24 protein-coding genes and 1 pseudogene are annotated in these 26004 nt (G+C 73.2%); 16 read left to right on the top strand and 9 right to left on the bottom strand.

Annotated features, from left to right (window positions below; genetic code table 11):
- The first annotated feature begins 209 nt into the window (after positions 1 to 209).
- Positions 210 to 707: a DUF6643 family protein gene (locus tag JK364_RS37055; protein WP_201855778.1), complete on the top strand. Its 498-nt coding sequence runs from the start codon at positions 210 to 212 to the stop codon at positions 705 to 707.
- Positions 708 to 1089: 382 nt separating this feature from the next.
- On the opposite strand, the gene JK364_RS37050 is transcribed toward JK364_RS37055, so the two are convergent.
- Together JK364_RS37050 and JK364_RS37045 are read right to left on the bottom strand one after the other, a co-directional pair.
- Entirely contained in the window at positions 1090 to 1782 is a 693-nt protein-coding gene (locus JK364_RS37050) for a response regulator (RefSeq protein ID WP_307841483.1), read from the bottom strand.
- A gap of 122 nt (positions 1783 to 1904) precedes the next feature.
- A complete protein-coding gene (locus tag JK364_RS37045) occupies positions 1905 to 2354 on the bottom strand; it encodes a Crp/Fnr family transcriptional regulator (protein WP_020873493.1) in 450 nt (149 codons plus the stop codon).
- A 260-nt stretch (positions 2355 to 2614) separates the two neighbouring features.
- Between JK364_RS37045 and JK364_RS37040 the strand changes: the two genes are divergently transcribed.
- The 5 genes from JK364_RS37040 to JK364_RS37020 all read left to right on the top strand — a co-directional run bounded on the left by JK364_RS37040 (position 2615) and on the right by JK364_RS37020 (position 9308).
- On the top strand, positions 2615 to 3040 hold the full coding sequence (locus JK364_RS37040; protein ID WP_171072568.1) for an ATP-binding protein: 426 nt from the start codon (positions 2615 to 2617) through the stop codon (positions 3038 to 3040).
- A 79-nt stretch (positions 3041 to 3119) separates the two neighbouring features.
- Positions 3120 to 4133 (top strand): universal stress protein, encoded by a 1014-nt coding sequence (locus JK364_RS37035; RefSeq protein WP_201855777.1) that lies wholly within the window; start codon positions 3120 to 3122, stop codon positions 4131 to 4133.
- Positions 4134 to 4248: 115 nt separating this feature from the next.
- Positions 4249 to 6006, top strand: coding sequence for a GAF domain-containing sensor histidine kinase (locus tag JK364_RS37030; protein WP_201855776.1), 1758 nt, complete (start codon positions 4249 to 4251; stop codon positions 6004 to 6006).
- Positions 6007 to 6087: 81 nt separating this feature from the next.
- A complete protein-coding gene (locus JK364_RS37025) occupies positions 6088 to 6690 on the top strand; it encodes an Rv1733c family protein (protein ID WP_201855775.1) in 603 nt (200 codons plus the stop codon).
- Between the two features lie 191 nt (positions 6691 to 6881).
- The gene (locus JK364_RS37020; RefSeq protein ID WP_201855774.1) at positions 6882 to 9308 is read left to right on the top strand and encodes a right-handed parallel beta-helix repeat-containing protein; all 2427 of its coding nucleotides are present in this window, start codon (positions 6882 to 6884) and stop codon (positions 9306 to 9308) included.
- On the opposite strand, the gene JK364_RS37015 is transcribed toward JK364_RS37020, so the two are convergent.
- Positions 9278 to 11662: a hypothetical protein gene (locus tag JK364_RS37015; protein WP_372462053.1), complete on the bottom strand. Its 2385-nt coding sequence runs from the start codon at positions 11660 to 11662 to the stop codon at positions 9278 to 9280. The two genes, JK364_RS37020 and JK364_RS37015, sit on opposite strands and share 31 nt — an antisense overlap.
- A gap of 202 nt (positions 11663 to 11864) precedes the next feature.
- Here JK364_RS37015 and JK364_RS37010 point away from each other — a divergent pair, with 202 nt between their 5' ends.
- Complete coding sequence (locus JK364_RS37010) at positions 11865 to 12710, top strand: DeoR/GlpR family DNA-binding transcription regulator (RefSeq protein ID WP_201855773.1); 846 nt, start codon at positions 11865 to 11867, stop codon at positions 12708 to 12710.
- A gap of 24 nt (positions 12711 to 12734) precedes the next feature.
- Entirely contained in the window at positions 12735 to 13205 is a 471-nt protein-coding gene (locus tag JK364_RS37005; protein ID WP_201855772.1) for an SRPBCC family protein, read from the top strand.
- Positions 13206 to 13307: 102 nt separating this feature from the next.
- Here the strand turns inward: JK364_RS37005 and cds1 are convergent, their stop codons facing one another.
- Entirely contained in the window at positions 13308 to 14456 is a 1149-nt protein-coding gene (gene cds1 / locus JK364_RS37000) for an L-cysteine desulfhydrase Cds1 (RefSeq protein WP_201855864.1), read from the bottom strand.
- A 152-nt stretch (positions 14457 to 14608) separates the two neighbouring features.
- Here cds1 and JK364_RS36995 point away from each other — a divergent pair, with 152 nt between their 5' ends.
- Both JK364_RS36995 and JK364_RS55825 read left to right on the top strand, forming a co-directional pair.
- Entirely contained in the window at positions 14609 to 14944 is a 336-nt protein-coding gene (locus JK364_RS36995) for a hypothetical protein (RefSeq protein ID WP_201855771.1), read from the top strand.
- 184 nt (positions 14945 to 15128) lie between these two features.
- A pseudogene (locus JK364_RS55825) lies at positions 15129 to 15584 on the top strand (ATP-binding protein); the annotation flags it as partial.
- 375 nt (positions 15585 to 15959) lie between these two features.
- On the opposite strand, the gene JK364_RS36985 reads toward JK364_RS55825, so the two are convergent.
- Complete coding sequence (locus tag JK364_RS36985; RefSeq protein WP_201855769.1) at positions 15960 to 16268, bottom strand: SHOCT domain-containing protein; 309 nt, start codon at positions 16266 to 16268, stop codon at positions 15960 to 15962.
- 241 nt (positions 16269 to 16509) lie between these two features.
- Here JK364_RS36985 and JK364_RS36980 point away from each other — a divergent pair, with 241 nt between their 5' ends.
- Entirely contained in the window at positions 16510 to 17097 is a 588-nt protein-coding gene (locus tag JK364_RS36980; RefSeq protein ID WP_201855768.1) for a DUF4865 family protein, read from the top strand.
- A 12-nt stretch (positions 17098 to 17109) separates the two neighbouring features.
- Here JK364_RS36980 and JK364_RS36975 read toward each other — a convergent pair whose 3' ends face one another.
- Positions 17110 to 18339 (bottom strand): ROK family protein, encoded by a 1230-nt coding sequence (locus JK364_RS36975; RefSeq protein WP_201855767.1) that lies wholly within the window; start codon positions 18337 to 18339, stop codon positions 17110 to 17112.
- A 17-nt stretch (positions 18340 to 18356) separates the two neighbouring features.
- Between JK364_RS36975 and JK364_RS36970 the strand changes: the two genes are divergently transcribed.
- The 5 genes from JK364_RS36970 (at position 18357) to JK364_RS36950 (ending at position 22288) form a co-directional block, all read left to right on the top strand.
- A complete protein-coding gene (locus JK364_RS36970; RefSeq protein WP_201855766.1) occupies positions 18357 to 19613 on the top strand; it encodes an MFS transporter in 1257 nt (418 codons plus the stop codon).
- 52 nt (positions 19614 to 19665) lie between these two features.
- The gene (locus JK364_RS36965; RefSeq protein WP_201855765.1) at positions 19666 to 20403 is read left to right on the top strand and encodes a maleylpyruvate isomerase family mycothiol-dependent enzyme; all 738 of its coding nucleotides are present in this window, start codon (positions 19666 to 19668) and stop codon (positions 20401 to 20403) included.
- A 182-nt stretch (positions 20404 to 20585) separates the two neighbouring features.
- Complete coding sequence (locus JK364_RS36960) at positions 20586 to 21116, top strand: DUF4442 domain-containing protein (RefSeq protein WP_230993066.1); 531 nt, start codon at positions 20586 to 20588, stop codon at positions 21114 to 21116.
- 6 nt (positions 21117 to 21122) lie between these two features.
- Complete coding sequence (locus JK364_RS36955; protein WP_201855764.1) at positions 21123 to 21365, top strand: DUF6332 family protein; 243 nt, start codon at positions 21123 to 21125, stop codon at positions 21363 to 21365.
- Positions 21365 to 22288 carry a DUF2797 domain-containing protein gene (locus JK364_RS36950; RefSeq protein WP_201855862.1) on the top strand — a complete coding sequence of 308 codons (924 nt, stop codon included), beginning with the start codon at positions 21365 to 21367 and terminating at the stop codon, positions 22286 to 22288. Before JK364_RS36955 ends, JK364_RS36950 begins: the two co-directional genes overlap by 1 nt.
- Before the next feature lie 147 nt (positions 22289 to 22435).
- On the opposite strand, the gene JK364_RS36945 is transcribed toward JK364_RS36950, so the two are convergent.
- The 3 genes from JK364_RS36945 to JK364_RS36935 form a co-directional block, all read right to left on the bottom strand.
- On the bottom strand, positions 22436 to 23101 hold the full coding sequence (locus JK364_RS36945; protein ID WP_201855861.1) for a response regulator transcription factor: 666 nt from the start codon (positions 23099 to 23101) through the stop codon (positions 22436 to 22438).
- Positions 23102 to 23124: 23 nt separating this feature from the next.
- Positions 23125 to 24360 (bottom strand): sensor histidine kinase, encoded by a 1236-nt coding sequence (locus tag JK364_RS36940; RefSeq protein WP_201855763.1) that lies wholly within the window; start codon positions 24358 to 24360, stop codon positions 23125 to 23127.
- Between the two features lie 343 nt (positions 24361 to 24703).
- Positions 24704 to 25909: a geranylgeranyl reductase family protein gene (locus JK364_RS36935; protein WP_201855762.1), complete on the bottom strand. Its 1206-nt coding sequence runs from the start codon at positions 25907 to 25909 to the stop codon at positions 24704 to 24706.
- Positions 25910 to 26004: the final 95 nt, after the last annotated feature.

Genomic DNA, 26004 nt, shown 5'->3' with positions numbered 1-26004 from the left:
TGTTCGCTCAGATCGGGCCGCTCGGCCGCACAGCGCGGACGACGGGTGGCTACCCGCTGAAAACGCGCTCTTTACACGATCTCAACGTACCCTGACGACCGATTTTCCCGGGTTCGCTCGGATTGGGGATCCGCGGCCACTCCGAACACTGAAAACAACCCTCCTACCGGACTCCCCAATCAGCACATGGTGGGCTTAACTTATGGTCTATGACCTCCCCCCGCAGCACTTACGGTGGCGGCTACTACTCCTCGCCGTCCTTCCCGGACACCCCCATCTACGACAGTCTTGTCGCCGAGCGGGGGACACCGCAGATCGCGCCCATCAGGGTGCCGTCGGCCTATGACACCGGAAGTCATCTTCCGGCGCTGCCCTCGGCGCTGCCCGCGCTGCCGGCCGCCCCCTCCCCGCAGCCCATGCACCAGGGGTACCAGCAGCACGCGCCGCAGCCCACCGGCCTGCAGCAGGCGCACTCGCCCTACATCCCGCCGCAGCCGACGGGACCGCGGGGCTACCCGGGCGCCCAGCAGATGCAGCGCCCCGCGCCGGCCTCGCCGATGGGGTACGAGGCGATGCGCCCGGCCATGACGCGCCCGGTCGCGCCCCGCCCGGCCGCGCCCGCGCCCGCGCCTTCTCCGTACGACGACCCTTACGGGCGTCAGCAGTACCCGGGCGGCCGGGCGCCGCAGCCGGGAGGCGGCTACTGACACACGTCGGGAGGTGATGCGACCGGGCGTGCCCGGTCGTGGGAAGGTCCGGGCCGGATGGGGTATCCCCGTCCGGCCCCTGATTCGTTGTGAGGGCTGTCCGCGCCCGATTTATGTGGGCCGTTCGGCCCCTCCCCGGCGGCGGGGCGCACCGCGATGCTGGACCGAGCAGTTCCGCGAGCCATCTCCACCACCGGGGGTGGGCAGCCGGGCTCTCACTCCACTGCGGTGATGAGCATGTCGACCGGTCCCGCCCCGTTCGGCGTGGGGCGCGGGGCCGGAAGGGGACCGGTCTCGCGCTCCACGCGAAACGCACGCGGCCACCGTGGCGGCCACCGTAAGGGCGTCATCCGGACGCCCGCACCGGGCGTCGCCCACGGGCTCACTGACCCGCTTCGCGCTCCTTGATCCGCTCGGCGATCACCGCGGCCTGGATCCGCCGGCCCACGCCCAGCTTGGACAGGATCGAGGAGATGCGGTTCTTGACGGTCTTCTCGGCCAGGAACAGCCGCTCGGCGATCTGCCGGTTGGTCAAGCCGTCGCCGATGAGCTGGAGGATCTCCCGCTCCCGCGGGGACAGCTTCTCCAGTTCCACGGGCCCGCTGGGCGCGGGGCCGCGCAGCCGGGCCATCACCCGGGAGGTGGCGCCGGGGTCGAGCATGGAGCGGCCGTCGGCCACGGTACGTACCGCCGACACCAGGTCGGACCCGTTGATCTGCTTGAGCACATAGCCCGCGGCCCCGGCCATGATGGCGTCGAACAGCGCCTCGTCGTCGTCGAAGGACGTCAGCATCAGACAGGCGAGGTCGGGGAGCCGGGCCCGCAACTCCCGGCAGACCTCGATCCCTTCGTGGTCCCCGCCCTCGCCCGAGGAGCCGAGCCGTACGTCGAGCACCGCGACGTGTGGCCGTACGGCGGGGGCGCGGGCGATGGCCTCGCGGGCGTTGGCCGCCTCGCCGACCACCTTCAGATCGGATTCGGCGTCGAGCAGATCACGCAGTCCGCGCCGCACCACCTCGTGGTCGTCGAGCAGAAAGACCCCGATGGGGCCGTCGGGGTCGGCTGTCTGGGGCACGGCCTCTCCTCCATGGCGCGCGGGTCGCCGGTCGCGATCCGGCTGCCCAGCTTTACGGTCTGGCGCGGGGAAGCGTAAGGGGCCATTCGGCCCTCGGGCCGCCCGCCACACCTCCGGCCCGGTCATGGCGAGATGCCGCCCGCGTAGGGCCCGTACAGATCCAGCAGCCGGGTGCGGGCGCTCTGCAGCCGGCGCCCGATCACCTGGGCGCAGGCCAGCGCGAGGGCATAGCCGAGCTCCGGGTCCTCGTCGCACAGCCGGCGCACCGCCTCGGCGTTGAACTCGTGCGCCCGCACCGGGCTGAGCGCCTCCGCGCCCAGGTGCCAGGTGTCCGGCGGGAAGAGCCAGGACCAGCCGATGAGCTCTCCGGGGCCGAGGGTCTCGATCACCGCGGCCCGCCGCCCCGGGACATGCAGATCGAGGGTGACCGCGCCGGTGCGGATGATCCAGAAACGGTCGGCCTTACGGCCTTCCTCGAAGATGCGGCCGCCCGAGGGGAAGGACACATCGTGGGCGAGCGCCATCAGCCGCTCACGGTGTTCGGTCTTCAGCGCGCTCAGCAGTCCCATCATGACCTCACTCTGCCGTCTCCTCTCCCCCCTCGCCCCTCGGCGGTCACTGTGCGTACGACCTGTGCGCACGAGAGGCAGTCGATCCAAAGCGATACACCGTCGATCGGCTATCGCTTCACCCTTACCCATTTCCGGTCACGTTTCCGATATGACACGTCATTCGCGGTCGTTGTGCCCGATGAGACCCCGCTCCCCGTACCCTCGGCTGCTTCACCGACCCTGTGTTGTCGCTCGTACTCGTCACCAAACGGGAGGCACTGGTGCTAGCCGACCCTCGTCGTCGGTCCGCCGATCGAGCCGGAGAACACCTGCTCCACCGTCATTTCACCGCCGACGAGCTGCCCCGGCTGCGGGTGCAGGTCGAGGAGTGCGCGGCCTGGGCCGGGCTCAGCGAGACCCGCCGCGGGGATTTCGTGCTGGCCGTGGACGAGATCGCCAACAACGCCATCGAGCACGCGGGCGGCACCGGATCCCTGCTGCTGCGGCGGATCGGCGACGAGCTGGAGTGCCGGATCAGCGACTCCGGGCCCGGCTTCTCCGAGGACGTCATCCCGCGGATCCTGCCAGGGCTGGACGGCGCGACCAGCGGCCGCGGACTGTGGCTGACCCAGCTGGTCACCGACCGGCTGGCGATCAGCGCGGGGGCGGTGGGCGCCGTGGTGACGCTGGCCATGCGGCTGCGCTGAGTGAGCCGCCGGATTCCCTCGGCGACCGCTTCGGCGGAACAATGGGAAGGGACATTCCCGAGTGCCGGCAGGAGAGGCGGTGGGCACGGTGGAGGTTCCCGTGGTGGTCGGGGTCGACGGTTCGGACGCCGCCTCGGACGCACTGGACTGGGCGGCCGAGATGGCCGGGCGCCGCGGGTTGCCGCTGCGCGTCGTCCACGCCTCGCTGTGGGAGCGGTACGAGGGCTACATCCCCGGAACGGCCGCCGACCGCCCCGCCGAGCGGCTCCACAGCGAGGCGGTGCTGGCCACGGCGGCCGAGCGGGCCGGGCGGCGGGTGCCGGCCCTGAAGGTGATGACCGACCTGGCGGCGGACGACGCGGTGACCGCCCTGCTGCGCGCCGGGAAGAGCGCCGAGGCGCTGGTGGTCGGCTCGCGTGGCCGCGGCGAGTTCGCCTCGCTGCTGCTCGGCTCGGTCGGACTGGGCATCGCGGCCCGCGCCCAGTGCCCGGTGGTCGTGGTGCGCGGCCGCCCGGAGAACGTGCGCGGCGGGATGAACCGGGTGGTGGTGGGGATCGCCGAGCGCGAGCGCCCCGGAGAGCAGGAGCCCGCGCCGCCCTCCGCCGCCGTCGCGTTCGCCCTCCGCGAGGCGCGGCTGCGCGGCGGTGAGCTGGAGGCCGTGCACGCCTGGCGCTGCGCGGGCCCGGAGGACCACACGAGGCCCGGGAATCACGCGAGGCCCGGGAACCACGGCGGGCGCGGGAACCACGGCGCGCACGAGGAGCAGGGGGCGCGTGAGACGCGGGAAACGCGTGAGACACACAGGACACGTGAGACGCAAAGCGCGCGTGAGGCGCACGAGTGGCGCGCCGCCGAGCTCCTGGACGAGACGCTGGGCGGCGCCACGGCGGCCGGGCTGCCGCCGGTGCCGGTGGCCCACCGCCCGGTCGAGGGCCCGGCGCGCAAGGCGCTGCTGGACGCCTCCGCGCACGCGGATCTGCTGGTGGTGGGGGCCCGGCGGCGGCAGGGGCACTTCGGCATGCAACTGGGCCTTGTCAACCACGCCGTACTGCATCACGCCAAGTGCCCGGTCGCCGTGGTGCCGGTTTCCTAGGCACCGGCCCCCCAGCGGCCTCCCGACCCTGGCCGAGTTCCTTCCATCCCCACCACCACCGGCCCCCGCCCCGGCTACCCTGCTGGTGAGAGGGTCATGGGGGGATGGAGGCCAGGTGTCGGGCAGTGTGGATCAGGGACGCCATCCGGCCCTCCCCCAACTCCGGCTCGACCAGCTCCTCGACGAGCTCCAGGCGCGGCTGGACGCGGCCCGGTCCACCCAGGACCGGATGCACAGCCTTCTGGAGGCCGTGCTCAGCGTGGGCCGCGAGCTGGACCTGGAGCAGGTGCTGCGCCGGATCGTGGAGTCCGCGGTGGTGCTGGCCGACGCGGAGTACGGCGCGCTGGGCGTGGTCGACCGGCATCGGCTCTCGCAGTTCCTGCCGGTGGGCATGTCCGGGGAACAGGCGCACCGCATCGGCCCGTTGCCCAGTGGCCATGGGCTGCTCGGCGAGCTGATCCGCCACCCCCAGCCGCTGCGGCTCACCGATCTGTCGGAGCATCCGGCCAGCTACGGCTTCCCCGAGCACCATCCGCCGATGCGCTCGTTCCTGGGCGTGCCGATCCGGGTCCGTGACGAGGTCTTCGGGAACCTCTACCTGACCGAGAAGCGCGGCGGCGCCCAGTTCGACGCCGATGACGAGGCGGTGCTGACCACCTTGTCGGTCGCCGCCGGGGTGGCCATCGACAACGCCCGGCTGTACCACGAGAGCCGGCGCCGCGAGCAGTGGCTGGAAGCGCTCGGCGTCATCACCCGTACGCTGCTGGCGGGCACCTCGGCGGGCGAGGTGCTGAGTCTGATCGCCCGGCTCGCCCTCCAGGTGGCACTCGCCGACTCGGCGGCGATCCTGCTGCCGGCCACCGGTGCGGACTCGCTGATGGTTGAGGTGGCCGAGGGGCATGACGCCGAGCTCATCGGCGGGCTCGTGGTGCCGTCCGACGGCTCGCTGGCCGGGCTCGCGGCCCGCACCGGGCGCCCCGCGGTCGCCTCGGACGTACGGGTGGACTCGCGGGCCCGGTCCTGGCCGCTGCCGGCTCCGGAGGGCGAGTTCGGCCCGGTGGTGGCCGTACCGCTGGTCGCGGGCGAGCGGGCCTCCGGTGCGCTGCGGCTGTGCCGGCTGGCCGGGCGGCAGCCGTTCGACGACCATGAGGTGGAGCTGCTCTCGGGGTTCGCGGCGCAGGCGGCCCTGGCCCTGGAACTGGCCCGGCACCGCGCCGAGTCCGAGCACATGGCGCTGCTCCAGGACCGGGACCGGATCGCCCGGGACCTTCACGATCTGGCCATTCAGCGGCTCTTCGCGACCGGGCTCACCCTGCAGAGCGCGGGCCGGCTGATCGAGCGCCCGGAGGCGGCGGAACGGGTGGGGCGGGCCGTCGACGACCTGGACGAGACCATCAAGATCATCCGCTCCACGATCTTCGCCCTGCGCACGGTCGGGGACGACGGCGGCGAACCCGCCACGCTGCGGCGCCGGCTGGTCAACGCCGTCCGCTCGGCCTCGGACACCCTGGGCTTCGCCCCGTCGCTGCTGATGGACGGCCCGGTGGACACCGATGTGCCGGACGAGACCGGCGACCATGTGCTGGCGGTGCTGGCCGAGGCGCTCAGCAACACCGTGCGGCACGCCCATGCCCAGCGGGTGGAGGTGCGACTGACCGTCGGCGCCGACATCACCCTGGAGGTCACGGACAACGGGGTGGGCACCGGGGGCGCCGCCCCCAGCGGAGGACTGATCAATATGCGGTCCCGGGCCGAACTCCTGGGCGGCACTTTGGACATCGAGGCGCCCGAGGCGGGCGGCACCCGGCTGATCTGGTGTGTCCCCCTGCACCGCCGACGGCCCGCCGGAACGGCGAAAGGGCTGGCCCCGTGATATTGCTCTCTCTCCACCGAATAACGCGCATATCCGGCCCGCCATGCGGTACTCACGAATGGGGAAGGGGGTATGTGATCCATGCGAATGATCTGGGGGTTGTGGCGCTGGCGGCGCAACCCGCTGCGCCGTAAGACGGATGTGATGGAGGCGTGCGCGGCGCTGATCGCCGCGGTGCTCATCCTGCTCGTCGCCCCCGCCGTCGGCTGGACGTCGGGGTCCCTGGCACACGGGGCACTGGTGAAGGCCGCGCAGAAGCAGCGCGCCGAGCGTCATCTGCTCTCGGCCACCGTGGTGAAGGTGCTGCCGCATCCACCCATCGACTCCGATCCCGAGACCGCTTCCGCGAGAGACGCCCATCGCCGCGTCCTCGCCCGCTGGACGGGGCCGGACGGCAGCAGACACGAGGGCACGCTGGGCGCTCACCCCGGCGCGGATCCCGGTGAACGGTTCCGGGTCTGGACCGATGACCACGGCCGCCCGATGGGCCGCCCGCTGGACACCGCGACGGCCGCCACCCACGCCGTGCTGGCCGGGATCGGCGCGGCCGGGGTGACGGTGGTCCTGGTGGACGGCGCCCGGCGGCTGGTCGTATGGCGGCTCATGCGCCGGCGCTACACACAGTGGGGCATCGCCTGGGAGCGGGCCGGTCAGGACTGGGGACGGGCGGACGCCGACAGCTGACCGGTGCGAGCGGGCAACGCCAGGCCGGGAGTTGTCATACGAACACACAACTCCTCCCGTGCTCCACAGCCACGTCAACTCATGGCGCCTCGCGCACGCTACGGTGGGGCCTTCCATATGCGCAGCGGCAGTCAGCAGCGGCGGTCAGGCGCGCACACCGGCAACGCACGAGGTGGGGGCACAGCAGCACCATGGCACAGGGCTCGGTCGTCCAGGTGACGCACAGCGGAACGTCGCGGTGGCGGCGCCGCACCGGAGAGTACGCCTCCCTCACGGCGGCCCTGGAGGCCGCCGGGGACGGTGACGTGCTCTCCATCTCGCCCGGCACCTACCGCGAGAATCTGGTGGTGGGCCGGGCCGTCACCCTGCGCGGGCCCGAGGGCTCGGCACGCGGTTCGGTGCGGATCGCGCCGGTGGACGGAGTCGCGCTGACGATACGGGCCTCCGCCGTGGTCCAGGATCTGCATGTCGAGGGCCAGGACTCGGCCGCCCCCGCGCTGCTGATCGAGGACGCCACCCCGGAGCTGACGGACGTACGGGTGGCCACGCGATCGGCGGTCGGCATCGAGGTGCGCGGCGGCGCCCGCCCGACCGTGCGGCGCTGCACCGTGGACAACCCCGCGGGCGTCGGGCTCAGCGTGCTGGACGGCGCGGGCGGGGTGTTCGAGGAGTGCGAGGTGGTGGCCGCCGGGCAGTCCGGGGTGGCGGTGCGCGGCGGCGCCCGCCCGCGCCTGGACCGCTGCCGGGTGCACCACGCGTCCGGGGCGGGCTTCTCGCTGACCGGCGAGGGCTCGTCGCTGGAGGCCGTGGGCTGTGAGGTGTACGAGATCCGGGGCGCCGGGGTGCAGGTCTCCGGGCGCGCGACCGGGCATCTGACCGACTGCCGGGTGCACCGTACGACGACCGACGGGGTCAACCTGGACACGGACGCGGTGCTCACGCTCGCCGACTGCGAGATCCATGACATCCCGGAGAACGCGATCGACCTGAGGTCGCGTTCGGTGCTGACCCTGACCCGCTCCACGGTGCGCCGGTTCGGGCGCAACGGCCTGTCGGTGTGGGACCCGGGCACCCGGGTGGACGCCAACCAGTGCGAGTTGCACGAGAGCACCGGCGACTATCCGGCGGTGTGGGTGAGCGACGGGGCGACCGCCGTGCTCGACTCGTGCCGGGTGCGCGAGGTGCCGGACGCGCTGTTCGTCCTGGACCGGGGGTCGCGGGTCGATGTGGTCGACAGCGATCTGTCCCAGGTGCGCTCCACCGCGGTCTCGGTCAGCGACGGGGCCATCGTCCAGCTGGACGACTGCCGCATCCGGGAGGCGGCCACCGGGGCGTGGTTCCGCGACCACGGCAGCGGCGGCACGCTCGCCAACTGCACCATAGACGGCGCGGCCACCGGAGTGATCGTCACCAAGGGCGCCGATCCGACGGTCGAGCGCACCACGGTCTCCGGGCCGACGGAGGCCGGTTTCTATGTCTCCGCCGAGGGCCGCGGCACGTTCACCGGCTGCCGGGTGACCGGCAGCGGGGGCTATGGCTTCCACATCATCGACGGCTGCCGCACCACTCTGACCCGGTGCCGTACCGAGCGGTGCGCGCGCGGGGGCTACGAGTTCTCCGAGGCGGGGCCGATCGTCGAGGACTGCACCAGCGACGAGAGCGCCACCACGGCGCTGGGCTCCCCCACCCAGCCCCAGGTCACCGCGCCCGCCGTGGAGACCGCCTCGACGGGCGGGCTGCTGGGCGGCGTCCCGGCACAGCGCGCCGCCCAGACCTCCGCGCCCGCCGCCGAGCCCCCGGTCGCCGTCCGCCCGTCCACGGCCGTGCTGGGCGAACTGGACGCGCTGGTCGGGCTGGAGAGCGTCAAGCGCGAGGTGCGGGCCCTCACCGACATGATCGAGGTGGGCCGGCGGCGTCGGGAGGCCGGGCTCAAGGCCGCCTCCGTCCGCCGCCATCTGGTCTTCACCGGCTCCCCCGGCACCGGTAAGACGACGGTCGCCCGGCTCTACGGGGAGATCCTGGCCTCCCTCGGGGTGCTGGAGCGCGGCCATCTGGTGGAGGTCTCCCGGGTGGACCTGGTCGGCGAGCACATCGGCTCCACGGCCATCCGCACCCAGGAGGCGTTCGACCGGGCGCGCGGCGGGGTGCTGTTCATCGACGAGGCGTACGCCCTCTCCCCGGAGGACTCCGGCCGGGACTTCGGCCGCGAAGCCATAGACACCCTGGTCAAGCTGATGGAGGACCACAGGGAGTCGGTCGTGGTCATCGTCGCGGGGTACACGGCGGAGATGGAGCGTTTCCTGTCGGTCAACCCCGGTGTGGCCTCCCGTTTCTCCCGCACCATCACCTTCGGCGACTACAGCCCGGAGGAGCTGCTGCGGATCGTGGAGCAGCAGGCCGAGGAGCATGAGTACCGGATCGGCGACGGGGCGTCGGAGGGGCTGCTGAAGTACTTCACGGCGCTCCCCAAGGGCCCGGCGTTCGGCAACGGCCGCACCGCGCGGCAGACCTTCGAGGCGATGGTGGAGCGGCACGCGGGCCGGGTCGCCCAGCTGAGCGACCCGACCACGGACGACCTCACGCTCCTCTACCCCGAGGATCTGCCGGAGCTCATCTGACCGGCTGCCTCCTCCGCCGCCGGTGGCGGCGTCTGCTCCGGGAGCCGGGCCAGCAGCCCGGCTCGCTCCCGGTCGAAGACGGGGTCGGCCTGGTAGTCGCCGTGCCCCAGGATCGGCGCGGGCAGCGGGTGTTCGGTCGTACGGCCGTAGGCCAGCGGGTCCTTGAGCGCGTCGCAGTCGACCTCGGGCCCGCTGCCGTCGGGCAGCTTGATGGGGCCGCCGATCGGGTCGGTGTAGCGCCACAGATTGCGCCAGCAGCGCACCTCGCCGTGGAGCGAGAGCAGCTGGGTGGGCCCGAAGTAGGCGGGGAACCAGCGCCCGTAGAGCCGCTCCAGCGGTGAGCCGTAGGTGAGCAGCGCGACCTGGCCGCGGGTGCGGTGGTCCACCTGCCAGACCGCGGCGGCGGCCAGCACACTGCCCTGGGAGTGGCCGGAGATGACCAGCCGGCCGCCGTGCCGGCGGGTCCAGGTCTCCATCCGCCAGGTGAGATCGGGCACCGCCCGCTCGGCGTAGCACGGCGGCGCGAAGGGGTGGGCGGCGCGCGGCCAGAAGGTGCCCACGTCCCACAGGATGCCGATGGTGCGGCGGGCGGAGGGGCTGCGGTAGGCGCGGCGGGCGAACGTGACCAGCATCAGGAAGGCCAGCCCCATCAGCCAGGAGCCCAGCGCCTGCGCCGTCTGGGCGGCGGCGTCCACGACCCCGGGCGCGCCGTCGGCGGCCCGCCCCGGCACCTCGTCGGTGACCCAGGCCGCGGTGACGGCCAGGGCGCCGAACAGCAGGGTCAGCAGCGCGACGGGGCCGACGATCCAGGGGGCGGAGTCGGTGAGGCCCGCGCGGGCGATGGTGCCCGCTATCCGCCGGGTGCGTACGGCGTCGGGCCGCTCCCCCGGATAGCCGTCCATGATGGTCGGCAGCAGCCGGTTGCGCACCCGCCACACCCTTACGGTGAAGATCACCAGCAGGACGACCAGGACCAGCAGCAGCGCGGGGATGGCCGTGGCCAGCCAGGTCAGCAGCACCGGCGGCGCTGTCCCCGGCCCCTCCCCCGGGGTGCCACCGCCGTCCAGCCAGTCGGCGAAGCGCTGGGCGACACCACCGGCGAGCACCGCGCCGAGGCCGCAGGCGAGCACGGCTACGGCGGGCCCGGCGAGCCCGTACAGCGGGGTGCGGCCGGGCGCGGCCCGGTGCAGGACCAGGGCGCACACCGCCATGGTCACGATCAGCGCGCCCTCCCCGATGGCGATGGCGCAGAACGCCTCGTTGCCCGGCAGCTGGTCGGTGGAGACCCAGCCGGGGCGGGACCAGCCGGCGTACAGGACGGAGAGCGCCAGTACCGCGAGGGCCGCGCCGGGCAGCGCGGTGATGGTGAGGCGATCCAGGTCCCCGTCGACCTTGGACTCGCTGCGGCCGCGGTAGCACACCACGGCCACCACCGTGACCGCGCCCGCGCAGAGCAACGTCAGCAGTGCCCAGCCCGCGGTGTCCTGAAGCCCGCTGCCGCCCGGTTCGCGGTCGTAGGTGGTGGTGGGCAGGGTCAGGCCCGCCGCGATGGTGAGGAAACCCGCGGCGGTGTGCGCCGCGCGCAGCCGGGCGACGATCCTGCGGCCGTACCAGAAGCCGGGCAGGCACAGCGCGGGGCGGTTGCCCGCCTCGGGAGCGGACTCGTCGACGGGACGCTCCAGCGGCGGGGAGGCCTCGTACGCGCTCCAGGTGCGGTTGGACAGGTACCACAGCAGCCCGGTGAGCGCGCCGGGCAGCACCGCGGCGAGCGCGAGCCTGCGGCCGGGCTGGCTCCACCAGCCGTGGTTCTCCGGGGACAGGAAGCCGAGCCAGGACTTGCCCCCGGCGCAGTCGGCCGAACCGGCGCACTGCCAGGCGACCAGGTCCAGGGCCACCTCGCAGGCCCCGGCGATCAGCAGCACGGTCAGGGTGAGCGCCACGAGCCGGACGAGCAGGCCGTAGGTGCGCACGGTCCGCTCACGCCGGTCGGCCGGGGGCCGCATCCAGTGGGCGAGGTTGGCGACCATGAACGGCAGTAAAAGCAGCCACAGGGCGCGGGAGCTGTTCCCCGAGGTGAGGTTGCACCAGACGTACGCCTCACGGATCGGGCCGTCGCGGTCCGGACCCTCGCGGTCCTCCGGCGGGCGCTGCTCGGCGTCGATGTCGTCCGCCCTGCGGTAGACCGCCGCGGTCTCGTCGCCGGTGACCAGGCTGGTGCGCGGATCGCCCAGCATCTCCTCGGGGGTGGTGCCCCCCACTCCGTGGACGAGAAGTTCCAGATCGGGTGGTGGCGCCCCGCCCTTGCGGGCCGTCATCGCCTGTTCCGACGCGTCGGCCGGTGTGTCCGTACGCATGGTCGATGGCACCGTGTCCCCCGATCCGGTGTGGTGCGGTCGTTCTGGCTCCAGGATTGTGCCCATCGGCCACCTTCCCCGACCCTGACACGGCGGGCGTGGCGAAATCGTAACCCTGGGTGCACCGGCGCCCGGCTGTCCTCGCCTCATGCGAAGATGAACGCTCGGGCGACGAGGGCCGACCGGAGGGAGACGTGGCAGGGTGAGCGACAACCAGAACCTGCTCGCGGAGCAGCGGCGTGCCCTGATTCTCGATGAGGTCAGGCGGCGCGGCGGAGTGCGGGTCAACGAGCTGACACGCAAGCTCAATGTCTCGGACATGACGGTTCGTCGCGATCTCGACGCGCTGGCCAGGCTGGGCGTGGTGGAGAAGGTGCACGGCGGGGCCGTGCCGGTGGCCGAGGCGAGCACGTACGAGCCCGGGTTCGAGGCCAAGTCGGGTCTCGAGCTGAGCGCCAAGGAGGACATCGCCAAGGCGGCGGCCGCGATGGCCACGCCGGGCACCGCGATCGCCCTGGCCGGGGGCACCACGGCCTTCGCGCTGGCCCAGCAGCTGCTGGAGGTGCCCGATCTGACCGTGGTCACGAACTCGGTCCGGGTCGCCGATGTGTTCTACAACGCCCAGCGGTCGGCGGCGCTCGGCGGGGTGGGCCCACGTCCCGGCGCGGCCATCGTCGTGCTCACCGGCGGGGTGCGGACGCCGTCGGACACGCTGGTGGGGCCGGTCGCGGACGCGGCGGTGCGCTCGCTCCACTTCGATGTGCTCTTCCTCGGGGTGCACGGGATATCGGTGGAGGCGGGTCTGTCGACGCCGAATCTCGCCGAGGCGGAGACCAACCGCCACTTCGTCAGGGCCGCGCGGCGGGTGGTGGTGGTCGCGGACCACACCAAGTGGGGCACGGTGGGGCTGAGTTCCTTCGCCTCGCTGGACCAGGTGGACGCGCTGGTCACGGACCCGGGGCTGCCGGAGGAGGCGCGGGCGGAGATCTCCGAGTATCTGCCGGAGCTGGTGGTGGCGGGCGAGCCGGTCCACACCGCAGACATCTGACACCCCGACAGTTATCGTGTGTCCATGACACACCGGTTGCGTTCCGTCGGGCTGGAGTACGCCGAGACCGCCCCGCTGCGGCTCGTCTTCGTCGCGAAGGTCTCGGCCGCTCCGGAGGCGGTGTTCGAGGCGTTCACCGATGTCGAGGGCTGGCCGCGGTGGTTCCGGCAGGTGAAGGACGCCCGCTCCACGGACGGCGGCAAGGGCAGGGAGATCCGCCTCGTGGGCGGCGGCCGCTTCCGCGAGACGGTCATGGCGGCCGATCCGCATGAGCGCTACGCCTACCGCGTCGACGAGACCAATGCGCCGGGGCTGCGGGCGCTGCTGGAGGAGTGGACGCTGCGACCCTCGGACGGCGGGACCGTGGTGCGCTATGTCTTCGCGGTGGACGGCACGGCGATGCTGCGCGGTGCCGTACGGGCGATGCGGCCGGGGCTGCGGCGCGCGTTCCAGCAGGCGGTGCGGAACCTGGACCGGATGGTGGCGGCGGCCTGACGACGGCCGTACGGGCGAGACGGCAGCCCGTATAGGCGTGACAGCGACCGTAAGGGCGTGACGGCGGCCCTGCGCGCGTGACGGCGGCCGTAAGAGCGGAGGTCAGTCCGTCCAGTTGCCGGTGGCGAGGAAGACGTCGAGCGTCTTCACATACGGCTCGATGTCCAGCCCCTGCTCCTCGAGCCACGCGTCCGAGTAGTACTTGTCCAGATACCGCTCCCCCGGATCGCACAGCAGCGTCACCACGCTCCCGGTCCGCCCCGCGGCGACCATCTCCGCGACGATCCGCAGCGCGCTCCACAGCCCGGTCCCGGTGGAGCCGCCCGCCTTACGGCCGATGGCCCGCTCCAGGGCGCGCGCGGCCGCGACGCTCGCCGCGTCCGGGACCTTCATCATCCGGTCGATCGCGCCCGGTACGAAGCTGGGCTCCATCCGGGGGCGGCCGATGCCCTCGATGCGCGAGCCGTGGTCGCTGGAGGCGTGGGCGTCGTGGTGGACCCAGCCGTCGAAGAAGCAGGAGTTCTCCGGGTCGGCGACGCAGACCCGGGTGTCGTACTGCATGTAGCGGACATAGCGGGCGATCGTCGCCGAGGTGCCGCCGGTGCCCGCCGTGGCCACGACCCATGCCGGTTCGGGATAGCGCTCCAGACGCAGCTGCTGATAGATCGACTCGGCGATGTTGTTGTTGCCGCGCCAGTCGGTGGCCCGCTCGGCGTAGGTGAACTGGTCCATGTAGTGACCCCCGGATTCCGCCGCGAGGGCGGCGGACTCCTCGTACATCGTCCGTGGGTCGTCCACGAAATGGCACTGGCCGCCATGGAATTCGATCAGGCGGCACTTCTCCCGGCTGGTCGTGCGGGGCATCACCGCGATGAAGGGCACCCCGATCAGCTTGGCGAAGTACGCCTCGGATACGGCGGTCGAGCCGCTGGACGCCTCGATCACGGGCTTGCCCGGCCGGATCCAGCCGTTGCACAACCCATAGAGGAACAGCGAGCGCGCCAGGCGGTGCTTGAGGCTCCCCGTGGGGTGGGTGGACTCGTCCTTGAGGTAGAGGTCGATCCCCCAGCGCTCGGGCAGCGGAAAGCTCAGCAGATGGGTGTCCGCGGACCGCTGGGCGTCGGCCTGCACCTTACGGACGGCTTCCTTCAGCCACTCGCGGCAGCCGTGGTCGCTGCGATCCACGTCGACCGTCTCGATACTCCCGCGCGCCGTGCCGTCCAACGCCCACTCCTCCTGCTTGTGCCTCATGCCCAGCCCAGGTGGCATACTCATGCCGTTTCGATCCTCATTGTCCCCCAGTGCGCCCTGGTGTCCGGGGCCGGTCACGGGCACACTGCGCAACAGGGAAAATGAGAGGCGGCGGCACAGTGCCAGTCGGAGCCATCGGGGAGGCGGTTGTGATGGCCGATACGGAGTTCAACGCCAGGGGAGTGCGGATCGAGCGATTCCTGCGCTCGGTCACCCGCGCCGGACAGGTCATGATCAAGGACGGCAGGCTGCAGTTGCTGACCAGTTACGGCAGCGAGATCGACAGCGCGCCCGTGCAGTCGGTGCGCGCGAGCAAGCCCTGGTTCGTGGACGGGGACCAGGCCATGGCCACCGTGAACGGCACCCGGTACCGCCTCACCCTCGGCTCGCAGGACACCAAGTCCACCTCGGCCAAGTCCGGCTCGGGCGCCGCCAGCCGCTTCCTCGACGCCGTCCGATCCGCCCGGGGGCATGCCTCGAAGACGTGAGGCGGCCGAGTTGCGCGTGCGCGCGGTGGGACCGACCCTGGACGAGTATCAGTATCACTGAGGGTCAACAAGCGGTGACGCTGAGAACCGTCCCACCGGTCGCGCCCAGCAGCCACCACTGCTGAACGTGTTCGTCGCCCGCATCTGAATCAGGCTAGCCCCACGTCTTCAGGGAGTCGCAGCCGTGATCAGTCGTCCTAGCAGGCATTGCACGGTGGAGCTGCAGGCCCTGCCGTCGCGGATCGGACAGGTCCGCAGAATCGTGTCGGCGCAGTTGCGCTACTGGCATCTGGATCCGCTCATCGACCCGGCGGCGCTCGGCGTCACCGAACTGCTCACCAATGTCCATCGGCACGCCGAGCCGGACAAGCAGTGCACGGTGGAGATCGCTCTCATGCTGGACCGGCTGACCGTTTCGGTCCGCGACCAGGATCCGCGACTGCCTCGCGTTCAGGCGTGCGATCCCTTCGCCACTCATGGCAGGGGGCTCGCGTTGGTCGCGGCCGTCAGCCAGAGCTGGGGGATGCACGCGCGGGACGACGGCGGCGGGAAGGTCGTCTGGTTCACGCTGGCCGTGCCGCGACCCACCGCCACCACCAAGCAACCCCTCGCCTCGCACGGAACGGGCCGCACCGCCCCGCACCTTCGCACGGACGCCTCCCGTCCGGCGCCGGCACCCACCGTGCCCCTCACCGGCCCCGCGCCCGCGGCCGAGCCCGCCACCGCCCCGGCACCGGCGCCTGTCACCCCGGCGCCCATCGCACCGGCACCCATCGCACCGGCACCGACGCCCGCACCCGTCGCCCCCGAACCGGTCGCCGCGGCACCGGCCCCCACTGCCGCCGCTCCGGCCCCGGCACCGGCCGCTGCCGCCGCTCCGACGCCCGCGGTGCGCGAGCGGGCCCCCGCGGCCGCCCGGTCGGCAGCCTCCCGCTGAGCATGCGAGCGTCCCGCCTCCAGCGAGGCGGGACAGCCCGGATACATCCGGCGGCCCGTACCGCCCCGGCCTCCGCCGTCAGAGGGCCCCGCCCTTCGTCGCGGGGCGGCCGAACTGCTCGTCCAGGACGGACAGTCGGCGCCAGTACTCGTCCTCGTCGATCTCACCGGCCGCGAAGCGACGGCCCAGCACCGCGATCGGCGATCGCTCGCCGAAGTCCACGGGGCCGGGGCCGGGGCCGTGCCGCCAGGGCGCGCGTCCACGCCATCCGGCGCGCCGCAGCACGAAGACCGCGCCGCCGACGACCAGCGCCCACATCAGCGGGACGAGCAGAATCCACGGTCCGGGGCCATCGCCGTCGGCGAAGCCGTGCGCCAGGGTGTTCATGGTGATCGCGCTCCTCGGGAGTGGGTTTCTCATGGCCCTCATCTCGTGGCCACTTACGAGGATCACTCCCTTACGGTGCCCTGGTCGTCGTACGGCCGACGACAGTTCCGGTACCTCCCGGGGAGTACGCGCACCGGCTCGGGCTCGTTCTGTACCTACTAGTGTGTACGCTCGAAGGAGCCGAGAACGAGCCGAGAACGAACAGGCGCGCGAACACACGCCCCGCCGACAGGAGTTACCGATGCTCGCCATGCAGTACCGGATCACCCTGCCCGCCGACTACGACATGAAGATCATCCGGCACCGGGTGGAGACGAAGGGAGCACTGCTCGACGACTTCTCAGGGCTGGGCCTCAAGGCGTACGGCATCCGGGAGCGCGGTGTGGACGGCTCACCGGTCCATCAGTACGCGCCGTTCTACCTGTGGACCGCACCCGAGGCCATGAACCGCTTTCTGTGGGGCCCCGGATTCCAGGGCATCGTCCGGGACTTCGGCAGGCCCCCGGTCGAGCACTGGCAGGGGCTCGGCTTCGAGCGGGGCCCCGCCGCGGGCACCGTGCCGCGCGCCGCCACCCGCCACGCCGAGCCGGTCCCGGCCGCCGCCGATCCCGCCTCCGCCGTCGAGGGCGCGCTGGCGCGGCTGGCCGAACGCGCCCGTAAGGACGGCGTCCACACGACGGCCCTCGGCATCGACCCGCGCGGCTGGGAGCTGATCCACTTCACGCTCTGGGCGGAGTCGGCACCGCCCTCGGAACCCGGCGACCGCTACCAGGTGCTCCATCTGTCGACCCCGGAGCTGGACGCGCTGCCCCGGGGGCGGCACTGGTGACCGCAGGGCGGCTCAGCCCACGCCCAGGGCCGCCAAGGGGTCGTCCAGCATCGGCTGCCACGCCAACTCCGCCGCCCCGACCAGGCTGTTGTGGTCCAGTGTGCACGGCAGGATCGGCACGCCCCCGCTCCGGCCCCACAGGCTGCGCTCCGCCACCACCGCGCGCAGCCGCTCCGGGTCGGCCTCCAGGAGCTCGCGGTGCAGCCCGCCGAGGATGATGCGGTCCGGGTTGAGGATGTTGACCAGACCGGCGAGCCCGAGGCCGAGGCGGTCGATGAGCTGCTCGGTGGCCGCCCTTACGGACGGCGCCGTGGCGTACTCCTCGCGCAGCAGATCGCGGGCCTGCTGCAGCAGGGACACCTCCGGACCCGGCTCGCGCCCGGCCGCCGTGAGGAAGGCGAGCGGATCGGCCTCGATGTCCAGACAGCCGCGGCTGCCGCAGTGACAGGGCGGGCCCTCGGGGTTGACGGTCAGATGGCCCACCTCGAGGGCGAGCCCCGCGCTACCCGTGTGCAGCCGTCCGTCGAGCACCAGCGCGCCGCCGACGCCCCGGTGCCCGGTGGCGACGCAGAGCAGATGCTGGGCACCGCCGCCCGCGCCATGGCGGTGTTCGGCGAGCGCGGCCAGGTTGACGTCATTACCCGCGAAGCCGGTGACCGGCTCGCCGTCGCCGCCACGGATCCCGGCCGCGGCCAGGCTGCGGTTGAACAGCTCGCGCACCGGAGCGCCCGCGGGCCAGGCGATATGCAGCGGGTTCAGGGCGGTACCCTCCGGTTCGGCGACCGCGGACGGGACGGCGAGCCCCGCGCCCACACAGCGGCGCCCGGTCTCCCGCAGCAGCCGGGCACCGGCCTCGACGACCGCGTCGATGACATGCGCCGGGTCGGCGGGCACGGTCATGCAGCCGGGGGCGGTGGCCACGGTCTGCCCGCCGAGCCCGACCAGCGCGGCGCGGAAGCCGTCGGCGTGCACCTGGGCGGCGAGCGCGACCGGCCCGTGAGGGGCGATCGACAGCCGGTGGGAGGGACGGCCCTGTGCCCCGGCGGCCCCGAGCGGCCGTGAGTCGACCTGGATCAGGCCGAGCGCCTCCAACTCGGCGGCGACGGCTCCCGCGGTCGCGCGGGTCACCCCGAGTTCGGAGGTGAGCACGGCGCGGGTGGGGGCGCGGCCGGTGTGGACGAGTGCCAGTGCCGGGCCAAGAGCGCTTCGGCCGCGCTCGAGCCTTGTCCGTGTCTGGGTCACGCCTCTATTCTCACTTTGTGCCGACTCCAAACAAAACACGGACGGCCACTCCGGGCGCGCGCCGCTCCGTCCCCACGGATCGCGACCTCACCCGACTCCGGGCCGCCATCACCGCGTTCTTCTTCCTCGACGGATTCGTGTTCGCCGGGTGGGTCGCCCGGATCCCCGCGATCAAGGACCAGACGAGCGCCTCGGAGGGCGCGCTGGGGCTGGCGCTGCTCGGCGTGTCGGCGGGCGGTACGGCCACGATGATGGCCACCGGACGCCTGTGCCGCCGTTTCGGCAGCCATCCGACGACGGTGGCCGCCGGTGTGCTGCTCGCGGGCTCGGTCGCGCTGCCGCCGCTGACCCACTCCGCGCTCGCCCTCGGGCTGGTGCTGCTGGTCTTCGGCACCGGGTTCGGCGCGCTCAACGTGGCCATGAACAGCGCGGCCGTCGACCTCATCGCCGCCCTGCGCCGCCCGGTCATGCCCGGCTTCCACGCCGCGTTCAGCCTGGGCGGGATGGCCGGGGCCGGGCTGGGCGGGCTGATCGCCGGCCATCTCTCCCCCACCCGCCATCTGTCGCTGCTCGCGGTCTTCGGGTTGCTGCTCACGGCTGTCGCGGGCCGGGCGCTGATCTCACTGCCGGTGCCCACGCCGCGGAGCGGCACGGGACCCGCGGCCGAGTCGGAGCAGTCCGCCGACCTCGAATCGTCCCCCGGCGTACGGCGGCCCGGCCGCGCCCGGTGGCTCGTCGCCGTGTTCGGCCTGATCGCGCTCTGCACGGCGTACGGCGAGGGCGCCATGGCCGACTGGGCCGCGCTCCATCTGCACCAGGACCTCGACGCGTCCGCCGGGCTCGCCGCCGCGGGCTACGCCGTCTTCGCCCTGACGATGGCCGTCGGGCGGCTGAGCGGCACCGCGCTGCTCGAGCGGCTCGGCCAGACCAGGACGTTGAGCGCGGGCGGTGCCACGGCCGCGGCCGGAATGCTGCTGGGCTCGCTCGCGCCCACGATCTGGCTCGCGCTGCTCGGCTTCGCGATCACCGGGCTGGGGCTGGCCAACCTCTTCCCCGTCGCCGTCGCGCGGGCGGGCGCGCTGACGGGGCCGGACGGGGTCGCCGCGGCCTCCACACTCGGCTACGGCGGCATGCTGCTGGGGCCGCCGACGATCGGCTTCCTCGCCGACTGGTACTCGCTGCCGGTCGCGCTCACCACGGTCGCGGCACTGGCGGCCGTGGCGGCCGTCGTCGCGTACGGCACGCGGAACGCCGCGCGCACGGCTGGAAGCTGACATTCCGCCGTCCCGGCCCGGCGTTGTCAGAGGCGGCTGGCATGATTCCGCCATGGAGACTGCCGAGTTGCTCGAAATCGTGGACCGCGAGGGCCGGTCGCTGGCCGACGCCGCGACCGAAGCCGGAGTGGACGCACCCGTGCCCACCTGCCCCGGCTGGCGCGTCCGTGATCTGCTGTCCCACATCGGCCAGGTGCACGGCTGGGCCACCCGGATCGTCGCCGAGGGCCTGACCGAGCGCGTCCGGCCGACGGTCGAGGCGGCACCGGTGGCCGACGCCGAGCTGGTGTCGTGGTACCGCGAGGTCCATGGCCGGCTGGTCGACGTCCTCACCCATGCCGACCCCGAGGTGAAGTGCTTCACCTTCCTGCCCTCGGATGCCCCGCTGGCGTTCTGGACCCGGCGCCAGGCCCATGAGACGGCCATCCACCGGATCGACGCGGAGTCGGCGCGCGGCGGGGACTTCTCCCCGTTCACCCCGGAGTTCGCGGCTGACGGGGTGGATGAGCTGCTGGCCGGTTTCCACAGCCTGGACCGGTCCCGGGTGCGCACGGACACCCCGCGCACGCTGCGGGTGAGGGCCACGGACCAGGGCGCGGTCTGGACGATACGGCTGTCCCAGGACGCTCCGCGCACCGAGCGCCACGGCGAGGGGGCGGCCGACTGCGAGCTCAGCGGCCCGGCCCGCGACCTCTATCTCGCGCTCTGGAACCGGCTGCCGATCACCGCGCTGACCACGGAGGGGGACGAGAAGCTGGCCGAGCTGTGGCGGGAGCACTCGGGGATCTGACCTCCCGGCCGCTCGGGCGCGACCACCACACCGCTCGGGTTGCGCCCACCGCTCGGGGCGCGACCACACGGCTCGGGTTGCGCCCACCGCTCGGGTGCGCGCACCACTTGGCCGCGCCCACCGCTCGGGTAGGCCGGCCGCTTGAGTTACCCGTGAGTAATAACCCGTGTTAGCTTCCTGTCATGTCACGTCGATCGATGTCGCCGCGCGGACTGCGCCGCGCGATGAACTGGTGGCCGCCCTATCTCTTCGCCGGAGTCCGGGTGGTCCACCTCGCGGAGGACTGGAGCAGCGCCCGCGTCAGGCTGCGGCTGCGCCGCTTCAACTCCAACTACGTGGGGACCCATTTCGGCGGCTCGCTGTTCTCGATGAGCGACCCGTTCTGGATGCTGCTGGTGATGCAACGGCTCGGCCGGGACTACATCGTCTGGGACAGGGCCGGCGAGATCGACTTCGTCTCGCCCGGCCGCGGCGACGTGTTCGCCGACTTCAAGCTCACCGAGGAGCGGCTCGAGGAGATCCGCGAGGCCACGGCGGACGGCGGCAAGGCGCTGCCGTGGTTCGAGAACGAGGTGGTCGCCGCGGACGGTACGGTCGTGGCACGCGTACGGAAGCAACTGTATGTGCGCCGGAAGCACCATGACGGGCAGCGCGGACCGGGGCCGGGGAGGACCGACCCGGCGGCGGCCACCGGACACCAGGCGAAGGGCTGATGCGAGATGACCGGACCCCGTACCCAGGACGAACGCGACGCGCTCACCATCGAGATAGTGTTCGCCCTGGTCACGGCCGGTCTGCTGGCGGCCGTGCTCTACGTGGCGGTCGCGAGCCCCGCCCTCTTCGGCGACCTGGGCCGGGCCCAGGAGCGGGCCTGGCACGGCGCCGCCTTCGCGGTGGCCACCGTCGGATTCGCCGTCCGCCTGGTGCGGGCACTGTGGCTGTTCTCCCGGCAGCGACGCTGATGCCCCAGGGCCGGAGCCAGAGCCAGGACCCGCGGCCCGCACGGTGGCAGTGCGCCGGGGCACGCTGGGGCCGCGGCGGGCCCGCGCTGGTCTGGCTCCATCCGGCCCAGGGGGAACGGCTCTCCCCGCTGACGCCGGACCGCCCGCTCTCGTTCACCACCGGACCCCGGCGTGCCTGCGTCGGCGTCCGCAGGGGCGCCCGGCACACCCCGTGCCCGGCCGGGGCCGAGGTCCCGGCCTCCGTCGTATCGGCGCAGTGCCCGGACTGCGCCCGGCTGGACCGCTCGTACTCCGTGGCCGCCGACACCCGTACGGACGATCCGCGCCCTTACGACGTCTATCTCGCCTGGTTCGGCGCGGAGTTGGTCAAGGTCGGGATCACCGCGGCCGAGCGGGAGGGGGCACGGCTGCTGGAGCAGGCCGCGCTCTCGTACTGTCTGCTGGGCCGTGGCCCGCTGATGGCCGCGCGCCGCGCCGAGGCGGTGCTGGGCGCCGCGCTCGGCGTCCCGGACCGCTTCCCGTACGCCGCCAAGCGCACCGCCCGCGAGGCCCCGCCGCCACCTGAGCGGCGGGCCGCCGACCTCGCCGCGCTCCACCAGCGGGCGTGCGGCCTGGGCGGTCTGCCGGAGTCGCTGGCCCTGGCCCCGTTCCGGCCGGTGCACCATGACGCGGCGTTCCATCTGGACCGGGTGCGCCCCGCACCGGGGCTGATCCGGCTCGTCCCCGAGGCCACCGTGGCCGGTCGTATCGACGCAGTGGCGGGCCCGGACATCCATCTGACCTCGACGGACGGCCGGGCCCTGCTGCTGGACACCCGGCAGCTGGCGGGCTGGCCACTGGCGGCGGACGCGACGGACGCCCCGACGACGGCGCCGGTGGCGCGGCGGGAGCGGGAGGCGGAGGCCCCGGAGGGGCTGTTCTGAGCGGAGGAACCGTTCCGAGCGAAGGGACCGTTCCGAGTGGAGGAGCTGTCCTTGAGGGAGGGCCGTGCTGGACGGAGGGCCGCGCTGGGGGCAGGGCCACGCTGGGCGCGAGGCCCGGAGGACAAAGCCCGGACCGCGGGGCCTCGCTCAGCCGAGCCAGCCCGGCCGGACCAGGCCCGACTCATAGGCGAGCACGACGAGTTGGGCGCGGTCCCGAGCGCCCAGTTTGACCATCGTCCGGCTCACATGGGTCTTGGCGGTGAGCGGACTGACCACGAGCCGCCGGGCGATCTCCTGGTTCGACAGCCCCATGCCGACCAGGGCCATCACCTCCCGCTCCCGTTCGGTCAGCTCCGCCAGCACCGCCGCGGGCGCGGGTTCCCTGGAGCGGGCCGCGAACTCGGCGATGAGACGGCGGGTCACCCCGGGCGACAGCAGCGCGTCGCCGCCGACCACCGCGCGCACGGCCCGCAGCAGCTCATCCGGTTCGGTGTCCTTGACCAGGAAGCCGGAGGCGCCGGAGCGGATCGCCTCGAAGACGTACTCATCGAGTTCGAAGGTGGTCAGCATGACCACCTTCACCTCGCCGAGTTCCGGGTCCCCGGTGATCCCGCGGGTGGCGGCGAGGCCGTCGAGCACCGGCATGCGGATGTCCATGAGGACGACATCGGGGCGCCGCTCCCGTACGAGCGCCAGCGCCTGCTCCCCGTCGGCCGCCTCGCCGACCACCTCGATATCCGGCTGCGCGGCCAGCAGGGCGCGGAATCCGGCGCGGACGAGGAGCTGGTCGTCGGCGAGCGCGACACGGATCACGGTCTCGGGCCCGTCCTCATCCCTCATGGGGTCTCCCTCCCGCCCTTGAACGGAATCCTGGCCCGGACGCGGAAGCCGCCGTCGGGGCGCGGGCCCGCCTCCACTGTGCCGCCGAGCGCGGCGGCCCGCTCGCGCATGCCGACCAGGCCGTTGCCGCCGCCCGTCGCCCCGTCCCCGGTCGCGGGGCCGTCGTCGTCCACCCGCAGCTCCAGCTCACCGGGGGCATAGTGCAGCAGCACCCGGGCGTTCCGGGAGCCGGAGTGGCGGACGATGTTGGTCAGGGCCTCCTGCACGATACGGAACGCCGCGAGATCGGCGCCGGGCGGCAGGGCCGTCCGTACGCCCTCCGCCTCCACCCGCACCGCGAGCCCCGCGTCCGCCGCCTGTCCGGTCAGCTCCTCCAGCCGGTCCAGGCCGGGCGCGGGTGAGCGCGGCGCGGCGCCGGGCGCGCCGGAGCCGGAGGTGCGCAGGGTGTCGAGGACCTGGCGGACCTCGCCCAGCGCCTCCTTGCTGGCCGCCTTGATGGTGGTCAGCGCGGTGCGGGCCTGCTCGGGGTCCTGGTCCAGGAGGGCGAGCCCGACGCCCGCCTGGACGTTGATGACCGAGATGCTGTGGGCGAGGACGTCATGCAGTTCGCGGGCGATCCGCAGCCGTTCCTCGTCGGCCCGGCGCCGCGCGGCCGCCTCCCGTTCGGCTCGTTCCCGGGCCCACTGCTCACGCCGTACGCGGACGAGTTCGGAGGCGGCCACGATGGCCGCCGCCCAGGCGGTGACCGCCAGCTCCTGCCCCCATCCGACGGGCCCGTCGTCGCCCGGCGGCAGCCAGCGGTAGAGCCAGTGGCCGATGAGCAGATGGCTCCCCCACAGCAGCCCGAGCGCGCTCCACGCGGCGATCCGCCGCCCGGCCGCGATGGCCGTCACACAGGCGACGACGACGCTGAGGAAGACGGGCCCGTACGGATATCCGGCGGCGAGGTAGACGGCGGTCACCACCGCCGTGCCGACCACGACCGTCCCGGGACGACGATGGCGCATGAGCAGCAGCGCGGGCCCGGCGAGCAGCAGCGCGGCGCTCCCCGGCCCGAGCCCCGCCCGGGTGGGCTGATCGTGAGCGGCGAACCCGGTGCCCACCATCTGGATGAAGGCGATGGCGACCGAGGAGCGCCAGGGCACGGCCGGACGCGATGGGCCGAAGGGCGCCCCGCGCCACCATCCGCCCGGCCGCTGCCCCGGGCCGTGCTCCCCCGTGAATCCGTGCATACGGGCAACGCTAAACCGGTGGGGGCGCCCCCGGCGTCCCCCCTGCGCGGTGCCCGCGCCTACTCCCGGCGGAGTAGGCGCCCATGCCCTGCCGGACAGATCGCGGGCCTGCCGGACAGATCGCGGCCCTGCCGGACAGATCGCGGCCCTGCCGGACAGATCGCGGGCCAGAGCCGAGGCCGGGCCCTGAGCAGGTCGGAGGAAGTCCGCTACGGTCCGGGCAGCACCCCGAAGGGGCGCGGGGCTGTGTCGATGTGCGGCTCCGCCGCGGGGCGCGACCAGCCACAACGGCGCCGCAGTCGACCGACGACACATCGCGATACTTCCAGCGGAGCGCTTACGCTCAGCCCCGGTCCATCGCCCCCAGGGCCCGGCGGGCGGCCGGGTGGGTGCGGACGAGGTCGCCCAGCGTGGTCGTACCGCGGGTGATCTTCGTGAAGGCGCGCCACGCCGGGCGGAAGCCGGTGATCGCCGCGTGGAACAGCCCGGGGCGGCGGGCGAAGACCGTGTGCAGGCGGCGGCCGACGCCCATCTCCACACCGAGCCCCGCCTTGATCGCGAAGGCGTAGTTCAGGGCCTGGCGGCGGGCGTCCACCGCGTCGTGTGCCTCGGCGACGCGCACCGCCCACTCCCCCGCGAGCCGGCCCGAGCGCAGCGCGTAGGAGATGCCCTCGCGGGTCCACGGCTCCAGCAGCCCGGCCGCGTCGCCGCACACCAGGACCCGGCCGCGGGACAGTGGCGAGTCGTCGGCGCGGCAGCGGGTCAGATGGCCGGAGGAGATGCTCGGTTCGAATCCGGCGAGGCCGAGCCGGGCGATGAAGTCCTCCAGGTAGCGCTTGGTGCCGGCGCCCTCGCCGCGCGCCGAGATGACGCCGACGGTAAGGGTGTCGCCCTTGGGGAAGACCCAGCCGTAACTCCCCGGCATCGGGCCCCAGTCGATGAGCACCCGGCCCGCCCAGTCCTCCGCGACGGTCTCCGGAACGGGGATCTCCGCCTCCAGGCCGAGGTCCACCTGGTCCAGCTTCACGCCGACATGCGCGCCTATGCGGCTCGCGCTGCCGTCCGCGCCGACCACGGCCCGCGCCAGCACGGTCTCACCGTCGGAGAGCACCACGGCGACCGTACGCCGGTCGGGCACCGCCGGGCCGTGCTGCTCGACGCGGGTGACCGCGACGCCCGTACGGACCTCGGCGCCCGCGTCCTTGGCGGCGTCGACCAGGGCCGCGTCGAACTCCGGCCGGTTGATCAGCCCGAAGAGCGCGTGCTTGGAGCGGCGGGTGCGGGACAGCTTGCCGTTCAGCGAGAACGTGACCGCGTGCACCCGCTCCCGCAGCGGCAGTTCGAAACCCGGCGGAAGGGCGTCGCGCGAGGGGCCGATGATGCCACCGCCGCAGGTCTTGTAGCGCGGCAGCTCGGCCTTCTCCAACAACAGCACCCGGCGCCCGGCGCAGGCGGCGGCATGGGCCGCGGAGGCACCCGCGGGGCCCGCGCCCACCACGACGACGTCCCATACCGTCTCATTGTCCGGGGCTGCGTTGTCGCTGCTCACGTGTGGATCCGCTCCCAATCGACCGACCTGATGCGCCTACCCGGCATCCTACGGCTCCCCGGCGGATGACCCCGCTGTGGGATGATCGGCCACGC

Origin of the sequence: Streptomyces endocoffeicus, assembly GCF_016741935.1 — a bacterium.
Lineage (GTDB): Bacteria > Actinomycetota > Actinomycetes > Streptomycetales > Streptomycetaceae > Streptomyces > Streptomyces endocoffeicus.
The sequence above is the reverse complement of the archived record's forward strand: the minus strand, read 5'-3'. Positions and strand labels throughout refer to the sequence as shown.